Here is a 15380-nt window from a genome sequence, read left to right as displayed (position 1 = left end):
GGAAACACGACAGGAGATGTCCGGTTCCGGTGACAGGGTCGGTGCGCACACGACAGCGGGCACGGCGAAAGGAATGACACGTGAGCGAAGAGCGCGCACTGACCGGGAAGGTCGCCCTCGTCGCGGGAGCGACCCGCGGCGCCGGACGCGCCATGGCGGTGGAGCTCGGGCGGGCCGGTGCCACGGTCTACGCCACCGGCCGGACGACCCGCGACCGCGTCAGCGAGGTCGGCCGTGCGACCGAGACCATCGAGGAGACCGCGGAGCTGATCACGGCCGCGGGCGGCGAGGGCATCGCGGTGCCGACCGACCACCTCGACCGCGAGCAGGTGCGGGCCCTCGTCGAGCGCATCGACCGCGACCACGGCCGGCTCGACGTCCTTGTCAACGACATCTGGGGCGGGGAGCACCTGCTCGAGCACATCGAGGAGCCGAAGAAGCCCTGGGAGTGCGACCTCGACAAGGGCCTGCGGATGCTGGAGCTGGGGGTGAAGACCCACATCATCACCAGCCACGCCGCCCTGCCGCTGCTGGTCCGGCGGCCGGGCGGGCTGGTCGTCGAGGTGACCGACGGCACGGCCGAGACCAATGCCCGGTACCGGGAGAACTTCTTCTACGACCTCACCAAGTACGCCCCGATCCGGATGGCCCTCGGCCTCGCCGAGGAGCTGAAGGACCTGGGCTGCACCGCCGTCTCCCTCACCCCCGGTTTCCTGCGCTCCGAGCAGATGCTCGACGCCTTCGGCGTCACCGAGGAGAACTGGCGCGAGGGCATCCAGGTGGTACGCAGCTTCTGCATCTCGGAGTCGCCGCTCTACGTCGGCCGGGCCCTGGCCGCTCTCGCCACGGACCCCGACGTCGCGCGCTGGAACGGACAGTCGCTCTCCAGCGGCCAACTGGCCCAGGTCTACGGCTTCACCGACGCCGACGGCACGCGCCCCGACGCCTGGCGGTACATCGAGGAGGTCGAGCGGGCCGGCCTGGACAAGGACGACACCGGCTACCGCTGATCCCGGCCGCCGCCGGATCCTCGCGGCATCTCCCCCTCCTCCGCATCGGTGGTGCGGGGAGGTCCCGCCCGGTCGTGACGTGCGGTGCCGTCGTGAGGTGCGGCCCGATCGTGAGGTGCGCCTCCGTCGTACAGCGCGGCGGTACGGGCCGCGGACTCGGCGAAGCGGCGGCGCAGCTCCGGCGGCTCCAGCACCTCGACCTCCGGACCCAGCGCGGCGAGCTGGGCGAACGCGACCGTCAGCGACTCGACGGGCAGGGTGATCGTCACCCACCCGTCCGGCCCGGGCCGCGCGGCATCCACCGCCTCCCGGCCCGCCGCGCGGTCGGTCACGTACGGAAGCCGGGCCGCCCCGGCTTCGGTGAGCCGCAGGACGACCGTCTCCCGCAGGATGGAGCGCGCGAACGCCTCCGCGCGCTCCGCCCAGAACGCCTCCAGGTCGAAGGACTCGTCCCGGACGAAGCGCTCGGGTCCGGGCGCCACCTCCGTGAACCGGTCCACGCGGTAGACGCGGTGGGCCGCGCGGACCTCGGCATCGCCGCCGTGCGGCGCTTCCTCCCCGGCAGCCGTGCCGTTAGCGGACGCCCCGGCCGGGCGCGCCGCCAGATACCAGACCCCGGCCTTCAGCACGAGACCGTACGGCTCCAGCTCCCGGGCCACCTCGCCGCCGCTCCTGCGGTAGCGGACGCGGAGGGTGCGGTCGTCCCAGACGGCGTTCGCGATGTCCGGCAGCAGCTCCGGGGTCTCCGGCTCCTGCCACCAGCCAGGTGCGTCGAGGTGGAAGCGCTGTGCGGCGCTGGCGGGGGCGTCGCTCAGTTCCGGCAGCAGCGCCGCCGCCACCTTCAGACGCGCCGCCGACCCCGCGTCGTCGAGGCCCAGTTCACGCAGGGCCGTGGGCACCCCGGAGAGGAAGAGCGCCTCGGCCTCCCGGCGGCCCATGCCCGTCAGCCGGGTGCGGTAGCCGCCGATGAGGCGGTATCCGCCCGCGCGGCCCCGGTGTGCGTACACCGGCACCCCGGCCTCGGAGAGGGCGAGGACGTCGCGCGCGACGGTCCGCTCCGAGACCTCGAGCTGCTGCGCCAGTTCGGCGGCCGTCATCGACGGCCGGGACTGGAGCAGCAGCACCAGTTTGATCAGCCGTGCCGCACGCATGGAGCCATCATGCCGGGCACCTCTGACAGCGCGGGCAGGAGCGGAGACCCGGCGGTGCCGGAAGAGAGGGAGGAGGGCGGACGACGGCGCCCCCGCCCGGAGCGATCCGGACGGGGGCGCCGCTGCGTACGCGGTCCTGCGAGGGCGTCAGAGGCCGAGGTCGACCTCGAACTCGCCCGCCTCCAGGATCTCCTTGACGGCCACCAGGTAGCGGGCGGCGTCGGCGCCGTCCACCAGGCGGTGGTCGTAGGAGAGCGACAGGTACGTCATGTTCCGCACGGCGATGGTCTCGCCCAGCTCCGGGTGGTCGACGACCACCGGGCGCTTGACGGTCGCACCGATGCCGAGCAGGGCCGCCTGGTTCGGCGGCACGATGACCGTGTCGAACAGCGCACCGCGCGAGCCGGTGTTGCTGATCGTGAAGGTCGCGCCGGACAGCTCGTCCGGAGTGATCTTGTTGCCACGGACCTTGCTCGCCAGCTCCGCGGTCTTCTTGGAGAGACCGGCGATGTTGAGGTCGCCCGCACCCTTGATGACCGGGGTCATCAGACCCTTCTCGGAGTCCACCGCGATACCGATGTTCTCGGTGTCGAAGTAGGTGATGGTGCCTTCGTCCTCGTTGATCCGGGCGTTGATGACCGGGTGGGCCTTCAGCGCCTGGGCGGCGGCCTTGACGAAGAACGGCATCGGCGAGAGCTTGACGCCCTCACGCTGCGCGAAGCTGTCCTTGGCCCGGGCCCGCAGCCGCATGATCTTCGTGACGTCCACCTCGACGACCGAGGTGAGCTGGGCCTGCTCGTGCAGCGCCTTCATCATGTTGTCGCCGATGACCTTGCGCATGCGGGTCATCTTCACCGTCTGCCCGCGCAGCGGGGACGGCTCGACGGGGGCGGCCTTGGCGGCGGGGGCAGCGGCGGCCGGAGCCGGGGTCGCGGCCTTCTGCGCCTCGGCGGCGGCGATGACGTCCTGCTTGCGGATGCGGCCACCGACACCGGTGCCCTTCACCGCGGCCAGGTCCACGCCGTTCTCGGCGGCGAGCTTGCGCACGAGCGGAGTGACGTACGCGCCCGCGCTCTCGCCCGCCGGAGCGGACGGGGCCGGGATGGACGGCGCGGCCGGAGCCGGAGCCGGGGCCGGTGCCTTGGGGGCAGCGGTGGCCGGAGCCGCGGCCGGCGCGGGCGCCGGGGCGGGAGCCGGAGCCTCCGCCTTCGGGGCCTCGGCCTTCGGAGCCTCCGCGGCCGGTGCGGGCGCCGGGGCCTCGGGGGCCGGGGCGGCGGCCGGAGCGCCACCGGCGGCACCGATGACGGCCAGCTTGGCGCCGACCTCCGCGGTCTCGTCCTCGCCGACGAGGATCTCGAGCACGGTGCCCGCGACCGGGGCCGGGATCTCGGTGTCGACCTTGTCGGTGGAGACCTCGAGCAGCGGCTCGTCGGCGTCGACCGACTCGCCGACCTGCTTCAGCCAGCGGGTCACGGTGCCCTCGGTCACCGACTCGCCCAGCGCGGGCAGGACGACCTCGGTGCCCTCGGCGGAGCCGCCCGCCGGAGCGGCGGCCGGGGCAGGGGCGGGTGCCTCGGCCTCAGCGGCCGGGGCGGGGGCGGGCTCGGGCTGAGCGGCAGGCTCGGGAGCGGCCTCGGCCGCCGGGGCCGCAGCCTCCGCGGGCGCACCGCTGCCGTCGTCGATGACGGCCAGTTCGGCGCCCACCTCGACGGTCTCGTCCTCGGCCACCTTGATGGAGGAGAGCACACCGGCCGCGGGGGCCGGGATCTCCGTGTCGACCTTGTCGGTCGAGACCTCGAGCAGCGGCTCGTCGGCCTCGACGCGTTCGCCCTCCGCCTTCAGCCAGCGGGTGACGGTGCCCTCGGTCACGCTCTCGCCGAGCGCCGGCAGGGTTACGGAAACCGCCATGGTTTCGGTTGCTCCTTAACGATCTGTGCGGATGGGTCGCGCCCGAGGACTAGTCGTGGGAGTGCAGAGGCTTGCCCGCCAGCGCGAGGTGAGCCTCGCCGAGCGCCTCGTTCTGCGTCGGGTGCGCGTGGATGAGCTGCGCGACCTCGGCGGGCAGCGCCTCCCAGTTGTAGATGAGCTGCGCCTCGCCGACCTGTTCGCCCATACGGTCACCGACCATGTGGACGCCCACGACGGCGCCGTCCCGCACCTGGACGAGCTTGATCTCGCCCGCGGTCTTGAGGATCTTGCTCTTGCCGTTGCCCGCCAGGCTGTACTTGAGGGCGACGACCTTGTCCGAGCCGTAGAGCTCCTTGGCCTTGGCCTCGGTGATGCCCACCGACGCGACCTCCGGGTGGCAGTACGTGACGCGCGGCACACCGTCGTAGTCGATCGGCACGGTCTTGATGCCCGCCAGCCGCTCGGCGACGAGGATGCCCTCCGCGAAGCCCACGTGTGCGAGCTGCAGCGTCGGGACGAGGTCACCGACGGCCGAGATCGACTCCACGTTGGTCTGCATGTACTCGTCGACGAGAACGAAGCCGCGGTCCATGGCGACCCCGGCCTCCTCGTAACCCAGGCCCTGGGAGACCGGGCCGCGGCCGACGGCGACGAGCAGCACCTCGGCCTCGAAGGTCTTGCCGTTCTCCAGCGTGACCTTCACACCGTCCGCGGTGTACTCCACGCCCTGGAAACGGGAGCCGAGGGAGAACTTGATGCCGCGCTTGCGGAAGGCGCGCTCGAGCTGCTTGGAGCTGTCCTCGTCCTCGACGGGGACGAGGTGGGGCAGCGCCTCGACGATGGTGACCTCGGACCCGAAGGACTTCCAGGCGGAGGCGAACTCGACGCCGATGACGCCGCCGCCCAGCACGATCGCGGACTTCGGCACGCGGTCGAGGACGAGGGCGTGGTCGGAGGAGATGACACGGTTGCCGTCGATCTCCAGGCCCGGCAGCGACTTCGGCACGGAGCCGGTCGACAGCAGGATGTGGCGGCCTTCGTAGCGCTCGCCGTTCACATCCACCGAGGTGGGCGAGGAGAGACGGCCCTCACCGGTCACGTAGGTGATCTTGCGGGAGGCGACCAGACCCTGCAGACCCTTGTACAGGCCCGAGATCACGCCGTCCTTGTACTTGTGGACGCCGGCCATGTCGATGCCCTCGAAAGAGGTCTTCACACCGAACTCGGAGCCCTCGCGAGCCTGGTCCGCGAGCTCACCGGCGTGGAGCAGAGCCTTTGTGGGGATGCATCCGCGGTGCAGGCAGGTCCCGCCCAGCTTGTCCTTCTCGATCAGTGCGACGTCCAGGCCCAGCTGTGCCCCGCGCAGAGCGGCGGCGTAACCACCGCTGCCGCCTCCGAGGATCACTAGGTCGAAAACGGTGCTGGCGTCGTTCGCCACGTCACGTCCTCCATGCATGGTGCGCCGGAGCCGGTCACGGCGACCGGGCGGCGGCTGTGGTTCGGCCGCTTTTCTGTCGGCCCTCGGGTCGGCTCGCTCGGTAAGTGAGCCGGGGCCCTGTCCTGCCGACACAACATCTTCGCACTTGTTCGGAGGAGGCGGGACGCGGGGCCACGGTCTGAGACAGGTCCGGGGACCTGGCACTTCGGTTACTCGAGCGTACGTCGTACGGATTTCGTCGAGGGCGAACGCGAAGCGGCCCCGGACGACCTGGGGCGATGCCGCCCCGGCCGCCGGAACGCGTCCGCGGTCCGTGCGCCGGGCCCTCGGCGTGCACGCGGCCCCGGGCGCGAGGCCCGGGGCCGTGACGTGACCGACGTGACGGATCGCTCAGGCGAGGTCGCCGGCCGCCGTGCGCTCGACGAGCCGCAGCAGGGTGCGGACCGAGGAGCCGGTGCCGCCCTTGGGGGTGTAGCCGTACGGGGCGCCCTCGTGGAAGGCCGGGCCCGCGATGTCCAGGTGGGCCCAGGTGATGCCGTCGGCGACGAACTCCTTCAGGAACAGCCCGGCCACCAGACCGCCGCCCATCCGCTCTCCCATGTTGGCGATGTCGGCGACCGGCGAGTCCATGCCCTTGCGCAGTTCGGCCGGCATCGGCATCGGCCAGGACTGCTCGCCGACCTCGTCGGCGATCTCGTGGATCGCGGTGCGGTACGCGTCGTCGTTCGCCATGATCCCGAACGTGCGGTTGCCCAGGGCCAGCACCATGGCGCCGGTCAGGGTCGCCACGTCCACGAGCGCGTCCGGCTTCTCCTCGCAGGCGCGGGTGATCGCGTCGGCCAGGACGAGCCGGCCCTCGGCGTCGGTGTTGAGCACCTCGACGGTCTTGCCGCCGTACATCGAGAGCACGTCGCCGGGGCGGGTCGCGGTGCCCGACGGCATGTTCTCGGCGAGCGCGAGCCAGCCGGTGACGTTGACCTGGAGGCCGAGGCGGGCGGCGGCCACGACGGTGGCGAAGACGGCGGCCGCGCCGCTCATGTCGCACTTCATCGTCTCGTTGTGGCCGGCCGGCTTCAGCGAGATGCCGCCCGAGTCGTACGTGATGCCCTTGCCGACGAGGGCGACGGTCTTCTTCGCCTTCGGGTGGGTCCAGGCGAGGCGCACCAGGCGGGGCGGGTTGGCCGAACCCTGGCCGACGCCCATCAGGCCGCCGTAGCCGCCCTTGGTGAGTGCCTTCTCGTCCATCACCTCGGCCTTGAGCCCGAACTCCTTGGCGGCGGCCTGCGTGGCGGCGGCGAAGGACTTGGGGGTCAGGTCGTTGGAGGGGGTGTTGATGAGGTCGCGGGCGCGGTGCACCTCGGCGGCGAGCGCGCTCGCCCGCTCCATGGCGGCCTTGAAGGCCTTGTCGCGGGACTTGCCACCCAGCAGGGCGACCTCGGCGAGCGGCGCCTTCTTGTCGTTCTTCTTCGAGCCGGCCTTGCCGTTGCCGTTGCTGCGGTAGGTGTTGAAGGCGTACGCACCGAGCAGCGCGCCCTCGGCGACCGCCCCGGCGTCCTCGGCGCTGGTGACGGGGAGCGCGAACGCGCCCTTCTTCGACCCGGACAGCGCGCGGGCCGCGGACCCGGCGGCGCGCCGCAGGGTCTCCGTGTCGAAGCCGTCGCCCTTCGCGGGGGCTTCACCGAGACCGACCGCCAGCACGACCGGGGCCTTCAGGCCCGACGGGGCGTGGAGCTTGGTCACCTCGCCCTCGCCGCCGGAGGCGCCGAGGGTCTCCAGGACGGCGGCCAGCTTCCCGTCGAACGCCTTGTCCACGGCCTCGGCGCCTGGCGCGACGACGGGCCCCTTCTCGCCCTTGGCGACGCCGATGACGACGGCGTCGGCGCGGAGCGTCGCCGCTGAGGAGGTGCTGATAGTCAGAGCAGTCACGGGTTGAGGTCCTCTTCCGTTGCATTCCTCGGCCAGTCGGTGGGCCGGCCGCCGCGAGCCCGGACGGGCCGCCGCAACTGCCGCGCACGGCCCCGGGCGCTGCGAGCATCGTATTCCGACGGCCGGACAGGGGTCCCGCCCGGCAAGGGTGCACGGCCTGGGCGCGGGCCCGGGGCGACCGCCCGCGCGGTACGGGGAGTGTGCCGCCGCGGGCTCCCTGGCCCGAACGTGCGTTTGTGGTGGGGAAGTTCCGTCGCGGTCGCTTCGCGCTACGAATGAGGCGTCAGGCGACGGCGAGCGCGAGCAGGGCGGCCGTCGCGGCGGTCTCGGCGAGTGCCCCGAACACATCGCCGGTCACGCCGCCGAGACGGCGCCGGCAGTGGCGCAGCAGGAGTTCGGCCGCACCGAGCGCGACCAGCACGGCCGGCCCGTACCGCACGGCGCCGTACGGTCCGAGGGCGGCGCCCGCGGCCGTGCAGGCCGCCACCGTGACGCCGACCGCGAGCGCGGCGCTCCGCACGGGGACCGCGCCCGCGACCGCGGCGCCGAGGCCGCCGGGCCGGGCCGCCGGGACGCCGCTGCGCGAGGCGAGGGTGAGGGCCGACCTGGCCGCGACCGCGGCGACGACGGCGGCGAGGACGCCGTGCCCGGCGCCCGCCCCGAACAGCTCGTACAGGGCCGCGACCTGGGCCAGCAGGACGAGGACCAGGGTGACGACGCCGAACGGACCGATGTCCGACTGCTTCATGATCCGCAGGGCGTCATCGGCGGGCCTGCCGCTGCCGAGCCCGTCGGCGGTGTCGGCCAGACCGTCCAGGTGCAGGCCGCGGGTGAGCACCGCCGGTACGGCCACGGCGGCCACCGCCGCGAGCAACGCTCCGCCGCCCAGGGCGTACAGCAGCCCGGAGGCGACGGCCGCGCAGAGGCCGACGGCCGCACCGGCCACGGGCGCGCAGAGCATTCCCGCGCGGGCGGCCTCCCGGTCCCAGCGCGCCACGGTGACCCGGAAGACCGTCAGGGTGCCGAAGGCGAACCGCAGCCCCTCGCCCCAGGTGGCGGCCGAGCCGGAGGCCGTGCCGTCGCCCGGCTCCGGCGGCTCCGGTGGGCCGGCCGCGGCGGGCCCCGAGGTCGTGTCGCTCATCGCGCGCAGGCTATCCGGCAGCGAGCCGCGGGCCGCGCGCAGGCTGCCCGGCAGCGAGCCGCGAACCGTGACCGGGCCGTACCCCAACGCGCAGTGACCGTCCCGCAGGCCGCGGCGCACCGCGGGCAGTACATTGCCGTCTAGCGCAAATCTGTAGAAAAGGGATCAGTTCGACGCGGGGGAGCGGATGTCATGGGCGGCTGGTGGGACCGCAACATCGTGGAGCCCGGCAAGCTGCCGCTGTTCCTCGCCCTCACGGCCTTCATCCTCACCTTCCTCATCACCCGGACCATCACGCGGATGATCCGGGCGGGGAAGGGCCCGTTCCGCAACGTCACACCGGGCGGGATGCACATCCACCACGTCGTCCCCGGCATCATCCTCACCGTCATCGGCGGCTTCGGCGTGATCGGCGGCTACGGGCACGGCTTCGGCAGCGGGCTCTCCGCGGTCCTGTTCGGCGTGGGGGTGGGGCTCGTCCTCGACGAGTTCGCGCTCGTGCTGCACCTCGCCGACGTCTACTGGACCGAGCAGGGGCGGCAGAGCGTCGAGGTCGTCGTACTCACCGCCGCGCTGGTCGGCCTCATGCTGCTCGGCTTCGTCCCGTTCGGCGTCAACGGCGTGACCGACGAGGAGCAGGCGGACCGCCTCACCGTGATCGCGAACATCTGCCTCAACTTCCTCATCGCCTTGATCGCTCTGGTGAAGGGGAAGCTGAGACTCGCCGTCATCGGCGCGTTCATCCCGTACTTCTCCCTCGTCGGCGCCGTACGCCTCGCCCGGCCCACCTCGCCCTGGGCCAAGCGCTTCTACAGGGAACGCCCGAAGGCGAGAGCCCGGTCGCGGATCCGGGCGTACCGCCACGACAAACGGTGGGACAGGCTCGGCCGGCGCTTCCAGGACCTGGTGGCTGGTGCCCCCAGCCGCTGACGTGCCAGGCGCAGCGCGCCGCGTTCGCGCACCGTGCCGTACGCCGCCCGCGCCGCGCACAGCACCAGCACGGCCGCGATGGCGGCCAGATGCTCCTTGCCCGCAAGATTGGGCTCGAGGATCACCTCGACGGTCATCGCCGTCACCACGACCCCGCCCGTGATCCAGGCGCGGAGGTGCCACGCCAGGTGGACGGCGAGGCCGACGACGGCCGCCGAGGGGCCGGTGTCGGTGACCAGCGCGTCGGTGGCGGGCAGGCCGAGGAAGCCGTCCGGCCCGACGGCGACGCCGTACCGCGCGTACAGCGTCCCGGCGGCGGTCGCCAGCAGGGCGACCGCCAGCGTCCGGCGCCACCCGAGGCAGATCTGCCCGATGCCGAAGACGATGAGGATCTGGGCGAGGGCACCCCAGACGGGGAGGTCGGGGGCGGGGACGAAGAGCGACAGCGGGGTGCGCAGGGCGGCGAGCCACCACGGCTGCCCGGCCCGTACGGCACCGATGTCCTGGACGGGCTGGAAGCCCCACGGCTGGGACTGGAGGAGCTGGAACAGCCCTGTCAGACACGCCGCCGCGACGGCCAGCGGGATCGCGCCGAGGACGAGCGGCCGCCGGGTCAGGAGCGCTTCGCGCACGGGGCCGAGGACCGTGTCCCACTCGGTGCGGGCTGCGTGCATGAGGCGCGCACCGGCCCGGGAGACCCGGCCCGTCCGACCCTCCGGAGTGCCTTCCGCGCGCCGTGCCGTGCCGGGCTCCCCGTCACCCGCAACGCGTCCCCCGGCGCCCCGGCTCGCGCCTCGCGCGCGATCCGGGCCACCCGGGAGCTCAACTCCCTTGTTCCGCGGCTCGGATGCCGTGTCGCACCAGGCACCTCCGCCTCTTCGCCGTGCGGACCAGGTGGACGGCTCGGCTCCGTGCGGCGCGTAACGAACGGCGCATTCCGCATGCTTGGGATGCACGTGGACTTCTCCCCCTGACGAGCGACCGTACGGAATCGGTGGTGGGGGAGAAGCCGGGTGCACGGCGCCGCGGTCACGCCGTCACCGGCGAGGTCACGCCGTCACCGGCGCGGTCCGCGGCGCGGCATACCGTGCGCTCGTACCCGCGGACCGGTGGGCCCGCGGCGCAGGTCAGTCGAGCTCGGGCTCCTGCGGTGTCCCGTCCGGGCCCGTGTCCGGGCGCTCGGGCAGTTCCGCCGCCAGGGAGGCCGCCGCCTGCACGAGTGGCAGAGCGAGCAGCGCCCCCGTTCCCTCGCCCACAGTGACGCCGTGGTCGAGCAGAGGGTTGAGTGCCATCCGGTCCAGCGCCTTGGCCTGCCCCGGTTCGCCGCTCGCCTGTCCCGCCAGCCACCAGTCCGGTGCCCGGAACGCCACGCGCTGCGCGACCAGGGCGCACGCCGCCGACACGACCCCGTCGAGGATCACGGGCGTACGGCGCACCGCGCACTGCAGCAGGAACCCGGTCATCGCCGCGACATCGGCACCGCCCGTCGCGGCGAGCAGTTCGAGCTGATCGCCGAGGACCGGCCGCGCCCGGCGCAGCGCGTCACGGATCGCGGCGCACTTGCGCATCCAGGCCAGGTCGTCGATCCCGGCCCCGCCCCTGCCGGTGACGACCGACGCGTCCGTGCCGCAGAGGGCGGCGATCAGCGCGCCCGCGACCGTGGTCCCGCCGACGCTCAGATCGCCGAGCACGACGAGGTCGGTCCCCGAGTCCGCCTCCTCGTCCGCCACCGCCATCCCGGCGCGCACAGCCTGCTCGGCCTCCTCGGCCGTGAGGGCGTCCTCGATGTCGATCCGGCCGGAGCCCCGGCGGACACGGTGCCGTACGACGTCCTCGGGCAACTCCTCCTGATCGCAGTCCACGGCCATGTCCACCACGCGTACGGGGACACCGAACCGGCGGGCCAGTACGGCCACGGGGCTCTCGCCGTCGAGGACGGACCGCACCAGGTCCCTGGTGGTCCCCGCCGGGCGGGCGGAGACACCGAGCCCGGCCACGCCGTGGTCACCGGCGAACAGCACGACACGTGGCTGCTCGACCGGTTTCACCGGCACCGCGCTCTGCGCGGCGGAGAGCCAGTCGCCCAGCTCGTCCAGGCGCCCCAGGGCACCGGGGGGCACGATCAGGCGCTCGCGCCGCTCCTCGGCGTCCCGCCGCACCCCGCCGTCGGGTCGTTCGATCAGATTGCCGAAGTCGTCGAGATTCAGGCCGCTCACGCGCTGAACCCTACCGTCGCGGAACGGGCCGCCGCCGGGCCGGGTGCGCCCGCGGCAACGTCCCCCGCCCGCCCCGGTTCGCGGCCCCAATTCGCCGTCCCCGCACGGCGGGCCCGGCCCGCGGCGGCGCTCACGGGGCGTCAGCGCGGGCGGAGCGGGAGCGGCTGGCCCGCCACCACGAGCAGCAGATGCTCGCACTCGGCCCCGAAGGCCGCGTTGAGGCGCCCGAGTTCGTCGCGGAACCGCCGCCCCGCCGAGGTCGCCGGATGCACCCCGGAGCCCACCTCGTTCGACACGGCGACGACCCGGCGCGTCGTGGCCCGTACCGCCTGCGTCAACGCGTCCGTCCGCTCGTGCAGTTCGCGCCGCGCCACACCGGAGGCCCACCGCTCCTCGTCCCACGCCCCGGCCCGGTCCATGGCATCGGTCAGCCACAGCGCCAGGCAGTCGATGAGCAGCGGCGGCCCCTCCTCGGCCAGCAGCGGCACCAGCTCGCAGGTCTCGGCCGTACGCCAGGAGCGAGGGCGCCGCTCGCGGTGCAGGGCGACCCGCTCCGCCCAGTCGTCGTCGCCCTCGCGCGTGCCGCCGGTCGCCACGTAGACCACGTCGGGGAACGACTCCAGCCGGCGCTCCGCCTCCACCGACTTGCCGGAACGGGCGCCGCCGAGGACCAGCGTGCGGCGCGGCAGGTCAGGGACCGCGTGGAAGTCACCGGCCACCAGCGTCTCCCCGTCCGGTACGGCCCGCGATCCCGCGGCCGCCAGCCTGCGCTGCAGCTCGGCCCCCGGCGGCACGTCGTGGTCGAGGTGGACGGCCACCACATCCGTGGTCGCCGCGACGGCGCCCGCCCCGCGCAGCCGCGCGAGCGCGTCGGGCCGCCCGACGACGTCGAGGACGGCCAGGTCGTACGGCTGGTGGCCCTCGGACTCGCCCGCGGGCGCCGCACCCGGGGGGAGGTAGAGCAGCCGGTCGCCCTCCGGGCCCGTCACCGCGTAGCCCGTGCCCGGCACGTCCACGGCGATGGCCTGCACCTGGTGGCCGCTGATCAGGGTGATCTCGCGCCCGTCCGGGACCCGCTCGGGCGCGGGCAGTCCTGCCGGTGCCTCGACGGCGGGCCCGTTCTGCGGATGGGACAGCAGGACCTGCCGTACGCCGGTCACTGTCTGTCCGGCGCGGGCGGCGGCCAGCGCGGCACCCGGTGTGAGGTCGAGCAGCAGCGAACCGTCCACCAGCAGCGCGGTCGGGGCCCGCGCCTCGTCGCCGACCGCGGCCGCGCAGGCGGCGCAGGGGCAGCCTGGGCGGGGCAGGCCGCCGGGCGTTCCGGTCCCGAGCAGAGTGATGTCCACGTCCCTGATCGTCTCGCGTCGCCGAGCGCCGGGCGCGCCGGGGCACCCGGGTACGGACCGCCGTACGTCCCCCGCGGCCGGCACCGATCGGCCGGGTGGTGACCGGCCGGCGTCCCGGCGCCGGCCCGGCCGGGCCGGTTAGGCTGCGTCAGGCATGCACGCGGAGGGACTTCAGAGGGACGCAGGGAGGCGCACATGGCGTGGACGTGGCGGTTCGAGAAGGCCGACGGCACCGAGACCGTGCCCGCGGTCGAGCCCGAGGAGTTCAGCACCCAAGGGGACGCCGAGTCCTGGGTCGGCGAGGTGTGGAAGGACTTGGCGGACGGCGGTGCGGACCAGGTGTCGCTCTTCGAGGACGGCACCAAGATCTACGGCCCGATGAGCCTGCACGCGGAGGAGGCGGCGCAGGAGTCGGAGGAGTCGGAGGCGTCGGAGGCGTCCGAGGTCTGACCGCCCGCGGGGCGGACAGCAAGGGGCGCGGCCGCCGTGGCGGCCGCGCCCCTCGCGCATGATCAGGCGACCGTGACCGGTTATCCCCTGACCCTTCGTACGTGATCAGGCGCCGGTGAACCGGGTACGTGATCAGGCGCCGGTGAACCGGTGTCCGTGGTGCGGTCGGGCCCCGCTCAGCCGCGTACGCCGCACAGATGCAGCAGCGCCGCCACCGCGCGGTACGGGTCGGTGCGCCCGGCCCGCTCCTCCGCGGCGAGCATCCGCTCCCCGTCGGCGGAGCGCGGCAGCGGGACCGTGCCGGCGGAGTGCGGCAGCCCCTCGCCGGCACCGCCCGGGCCCGCGAAGACCCGTACGCCGTACCAGGTGTGCAGCGGGGCGCCGATCCCCGCCAGGGTGGCGGTGAGCGCTCCGAGCCGGTCGGCCCGCAGCTTCAGACCGCCGGTGCCCGTGGAGACGGGGGAGTCGAACGCGGTGAGAGCGCCCTCCCAGTCACCCGCGAGACCGTGCCGCATGGCCAGCGCGTCGGCGTTCCGCACCAGCAGCGACAGGAGTCCGCCCGGGGCGAGCACCCGGGCCAGGCCCGCCAGCATCGCATCGGGCTCCGCTATGTACATCAGCACGCCGTGGCACAGCACGACGTCGAAGCTGCCCGGCAGGAAGTGGACGCCCGTGTCGCGGCCCGCGCCCTCGATGAACCGCACCCGCTCCCGTATGCCCTCCGGCTCCGTCACCAGATCGGCGCGCAGCGCGGCGAGGGTCCGCGGGTCGGACTCCAGAATCGTGATCTTGTGGCCCGCGCGGGCCAGGCGCAGCGCCTGGGAACCGCCCCGGGTCTGCGGCTCCGGCGCTCCCGGGCCCAGCCCCACGTCGAGGATCCGCAGCCGCTGCCCCACCGGGAAGCGGCCCGCTATCTGCTCCTCGAGCTGGCGGGCCACCAGCTCGTGCCGCACCGCGGCGTCCGGGTCGAGAAGATCCTCCAGCCCGCCGACCGCGGCCTCGCGGGGGGCGGGCGGAGCGCTCAGGGCCGCTCTCCGCGCTTGACCTGCGGCTTGGGCAGGCGAAGCCGGCGCATCTGCAGGGTGCGCATCAGGGCGTACGGCACGGCGCCACGCAGGTTCTCGTTCGGGAAGCGGGTGCGGAGCTGCTTCTTCAGGCGGATGGCGACACCGATCGAGTCGATGACGATCATGACGATGACACCCAGCCACAGCAGCAGCGAGATGTTCTTGATCGACGGCGACGGCAGCATGCTCAGGACCAGGATGAGCACGGCGAGCGGCAGGAAGAACTCCGCGACGGCGAAGCGCGAGTCGACGAAGTCGCGGGCGAAGCGCCGGACGGGGCCCTTGTCCCGGACCGGCAGATAGCGCTCGTCACCGCTCGCCAGCGCCTCGCGCTGCCGGGCCATGTCCGCGCGGCGTGCCTCGCGGGTGCGCTTGGCCGCGTCCTTGCGGTTGGTCGGCGTCGACGCCAGGCTGCGGCGCTGGGACTGGGCCTCGCTGCGCTTGGGGGTGGGGCGACCCTTGGGTGCCTGCGGGTCGCGTGGCTGCTGTGGCTGGTCCGCGGTCATCCTGGTGACGGCGGCCTGCTCATCCTTGGAACGGCTTCGGAACACAAAGCCCAAGGGTACGGGTTCCGGCGCCGCCGACCCACAGGCCCCACGGGCACGATCCGGCAACGGCGCGCCGGACCTACGGCGGACGTACCCCGGTCCCACCTACTCCCTGCGCCGGAGAAAACCGTTCCGTGATCGTCCTGCAGGAGGAGCGCATGGGGGGCGGAACAGTGCGGTAATAGAGGCAGGACCCGTACTGTTGGGTCTAGAGACGTGCTGCAGTCCGAGCCCGGAAGAAGGGGGCGC

12 protein-coding genes and 1 pseudogene are annotated in these 15380 nt (G+C 73.6%); 3 read left to right on the top strand and 10 right to left on the bottom strand.

Annotated elements, in window-relative coordinates; all coding sequences use genetic code 11:
* The first annotated feature begins 80 nt into the window (after nt 1-80).
* A complete protein-coding gene (locus tag ABZ822_RS20620; RefSeq protein WP_360855842.1) occupies nt 81-1010 on the top strand; it encodes an SDR family oxidoreductase in 930 nt (309 codons plus the stop codon).
* Here ABZ822_RS20620 and ABZ822_RS20615 read toward each other — a convergent pair.
* The 5 genes from ABZ822_RS20615 to ABZ822_RS20595 form a co-directional block, all read right to left on the bottom strand.
* Nucleotides 1001-2161 carry a WYL domain-containing protein gene (locus tag ABZ822_RS20615; RefSeq protein WP_360855839.1) on the bottom strand — a complete coding sequence of 387 codons (1161 nt, stop codon included), beginning with the start codon at nt 2159-2161 and terminating at the stop codon, nt 1001-1003. The two genes, ABZ822_RS20620 and ABZ822_RS20615, sit on opposite strands and share 10 nt — an antisense overlap.
* Nucleotides 2162-2308: 147 nt before the next feature.
* Complete coding sequence (gene sucB / locus ABZ822_RS20610; protein WP_360855836.1) at nt 2309-4069, bottom strand: 2-oxoglutarate dehydrogenase, E2 component, dihydrolipoamide succinyltransferase; 1761 nt, start codon at nt 4067-4069, stop codon at nt 2309-2311.
* A 49-nt stretch (nt 4070-4118) separates the two neighbouring features.
* Nucleotides 4119-5507 carry a dihydrolipoyl dehydrogenase gene (gene lpdA / locus ABZ822_RS20605; protein ID WP_360855833.1) on the bottom strand — a complete coding sequence of 463 codons (1389 nt, stop codon included), beginning with the start codon at nt 5505-5507 and terminating at the stop codon, nt 4119-4121.
* A gap of 390 nt (nt 5508-5897) precedes the next feature.
* Complete coding sequence (locus ABZ822_RS20600; protein ID WP_360855830.1) at nt 5898-7433, bottom strand: leucyl aminopeptidase; 1536 nt, start codon at nt 7431-7433, stop codon at nt 5898-5900.
* Between the two features lie 283 nt (nt 7434-7716).
* A complete protein-coding gene (locus ABZ822_RS20595) occupies nt 7717-8574 on the bottom strand; it encodes an adenosylcobinamide-GDP ribazoletransferase (RefSeq protein WP_360855827.1) in 858 nt (285 codons plus the stop codon).
* A 192-nt stretch (nt 8575-8766) separates the two neighbouring features.
* Here ABZ822_RS20595 and ABZ822_RS20590 point away from each other — a divergent pair, with 192 nt between their 5' ends.
* Nucleotides 8767-9504 carry a hypothetical protein gene (locus tag ABZ822_RS20590; RefSeq protein ID WP_360855824.1) on the top strand — a complete coding sequence of 246 codons (738 nt, stop codon included), beginning with the start codon at nt 8767-8769 and terminating at the stop codon, nt 9502-9504.
* A 50-nt stretch (nt 9505-9554) separates the two neighbouring features.
* Here ABZ822_RS20590 and ABZ822_RS20585 read toward each other — a convergent pair.
* From ABZ822_RS20585 to ABZ822_RS20575, 3 genes and pseudogenes are all read right to left on the bottom strand, one after another.
* Nucleotides 9555-10178, bottom strand: a pseudogene (locus ABZ822_RS20585) (hypothetical protein); the annotation flags it as partial.
* Between the two features lie 453 nt (nt 10179-10631).
* Entirely contained in the window at nt 10632-11711 is a 1080-nt protein-coding gene (cobT, locus tag ABZ822_RS20580) for a nicotinate-nucleotide--dimethylbenzimidazole phosphoribosyltransferase (RefSeq protein WP_360856249.1), read from the bottom strand.
* Nucleotides 11712-11860: 149 nt separating this feature from the next.
* Nucleotides 11861-13066: a bifunctional adenosylcobinamide kinase/adenosylcobinamide-phosphate guanylyltransferase gene (locus tag ABZ822_RS20575; RefSeq protein ID WP_360855821.1), complete on the bottom strand. Its 1206-nt coding sequence runs from the start codon at nt 13064-13066 to the stop codon at nt 11861-11863.
* Between the two features lie 195 nt (nt 13067-13261).
* On the opposite strand from ABZ822_RS20575, the gene ABZ822_RS20570 reads away from it, so the two are divergent.
* A complete protein-coding gene (locus ABZ822_RS20570) occupies nt 13262-13516 on the top strand; it encodes a hypothetical protein (RefSeq protein WP_360855818.1) in 255 nt (84 codons plus the stop codon).
* Nucleotides 13517-13692: 176 nt separating this feature from the next.
* On the opposite strand, the gene ABZ822_RS20565 is transcribed toward ABZ822_RS20570, so the two are convergent.
* Complete coding sequence (locus ABZ822_RS20565; RefSeq protein ID WP_360855815.1) at nt 13693-14469, bottom strand: methyltransferase domain-containing protein; 777 nt, start codon at nt 14467-14469, stop codon at nt 13693-13695.
* Between the two features lie 68 nt (nt 14470-14537).
* Nucleotides 14538-15134 carry a DUF3043 domain-containing protein gene (locus ABZ822_RS20560; RefSeq protein WP_360855811.1) on the bottom strand — a complete coding sequence of 199 codons (597 nt, stop codon included), beginning with the start codon at nt 15132-15134 and terminating at the stop codon, nt 14538-14540.
* Between the last annotated feature and the right edge of the window lie 246 nt (nt 15135-15380).

It is taken from the genome of Streptomyces sp. NPDC047108, assembly GCF_040643575.1.
In the GTDB taxonomy this organism is placed as follows: Bacteria; Actinomycetota; Actinomycetes; order Streptomycetales; family Streptomycetaceae; genus Streptomyces.
The sequence above is the reverse complement of the archived record's forward strand: the minus strand, read 5'-3'. Positions and strand labels throughout refer to the sequence as shown.

What these genes read in the sequence shown, in the direction of transcription:
- ABZ822_RS20615 (WP_360855839.1), bottom strand. Translation starts at nt 2,161, where the DNA reads ATGCGTGCGGCACGGCTGATCAAACTGGTGCTGCTGCTCCAGTCCCGG.
- sucB (WP_360855836.1), bottom strand. Translation starts at nt 4,069, where the DNA reads ATGGCGGTTTCCGTAACCCTGCCGGCGCTCGGCGAGAGCGTGACCGAG.
- ABZ822_RS20595 (WP_360855827.1), bottom strand. Translation starts at nt 8,574, where the DNA reads ATGAGCGACACGACCTCGGGGCCCGCCGCGGCCGGCCCACCGGAGCCG.
- ABZ822_RS20590 (WP_360855824.1), top strand. Translation starts at nt 8,767, where the DNA reads ATGGGCGGCTGGTGGGACCGCAACATCGTGGAGCCCGGCAAGCTGCCG.
- ABZ822_RS20570 (WP_360855818.1), top strand. Translation starts at nt 13,262, where the DNA reads ATGGCGTGGACGTGGCGGTTCGAGAAGGCCGACGGCACCGAGACCGTG.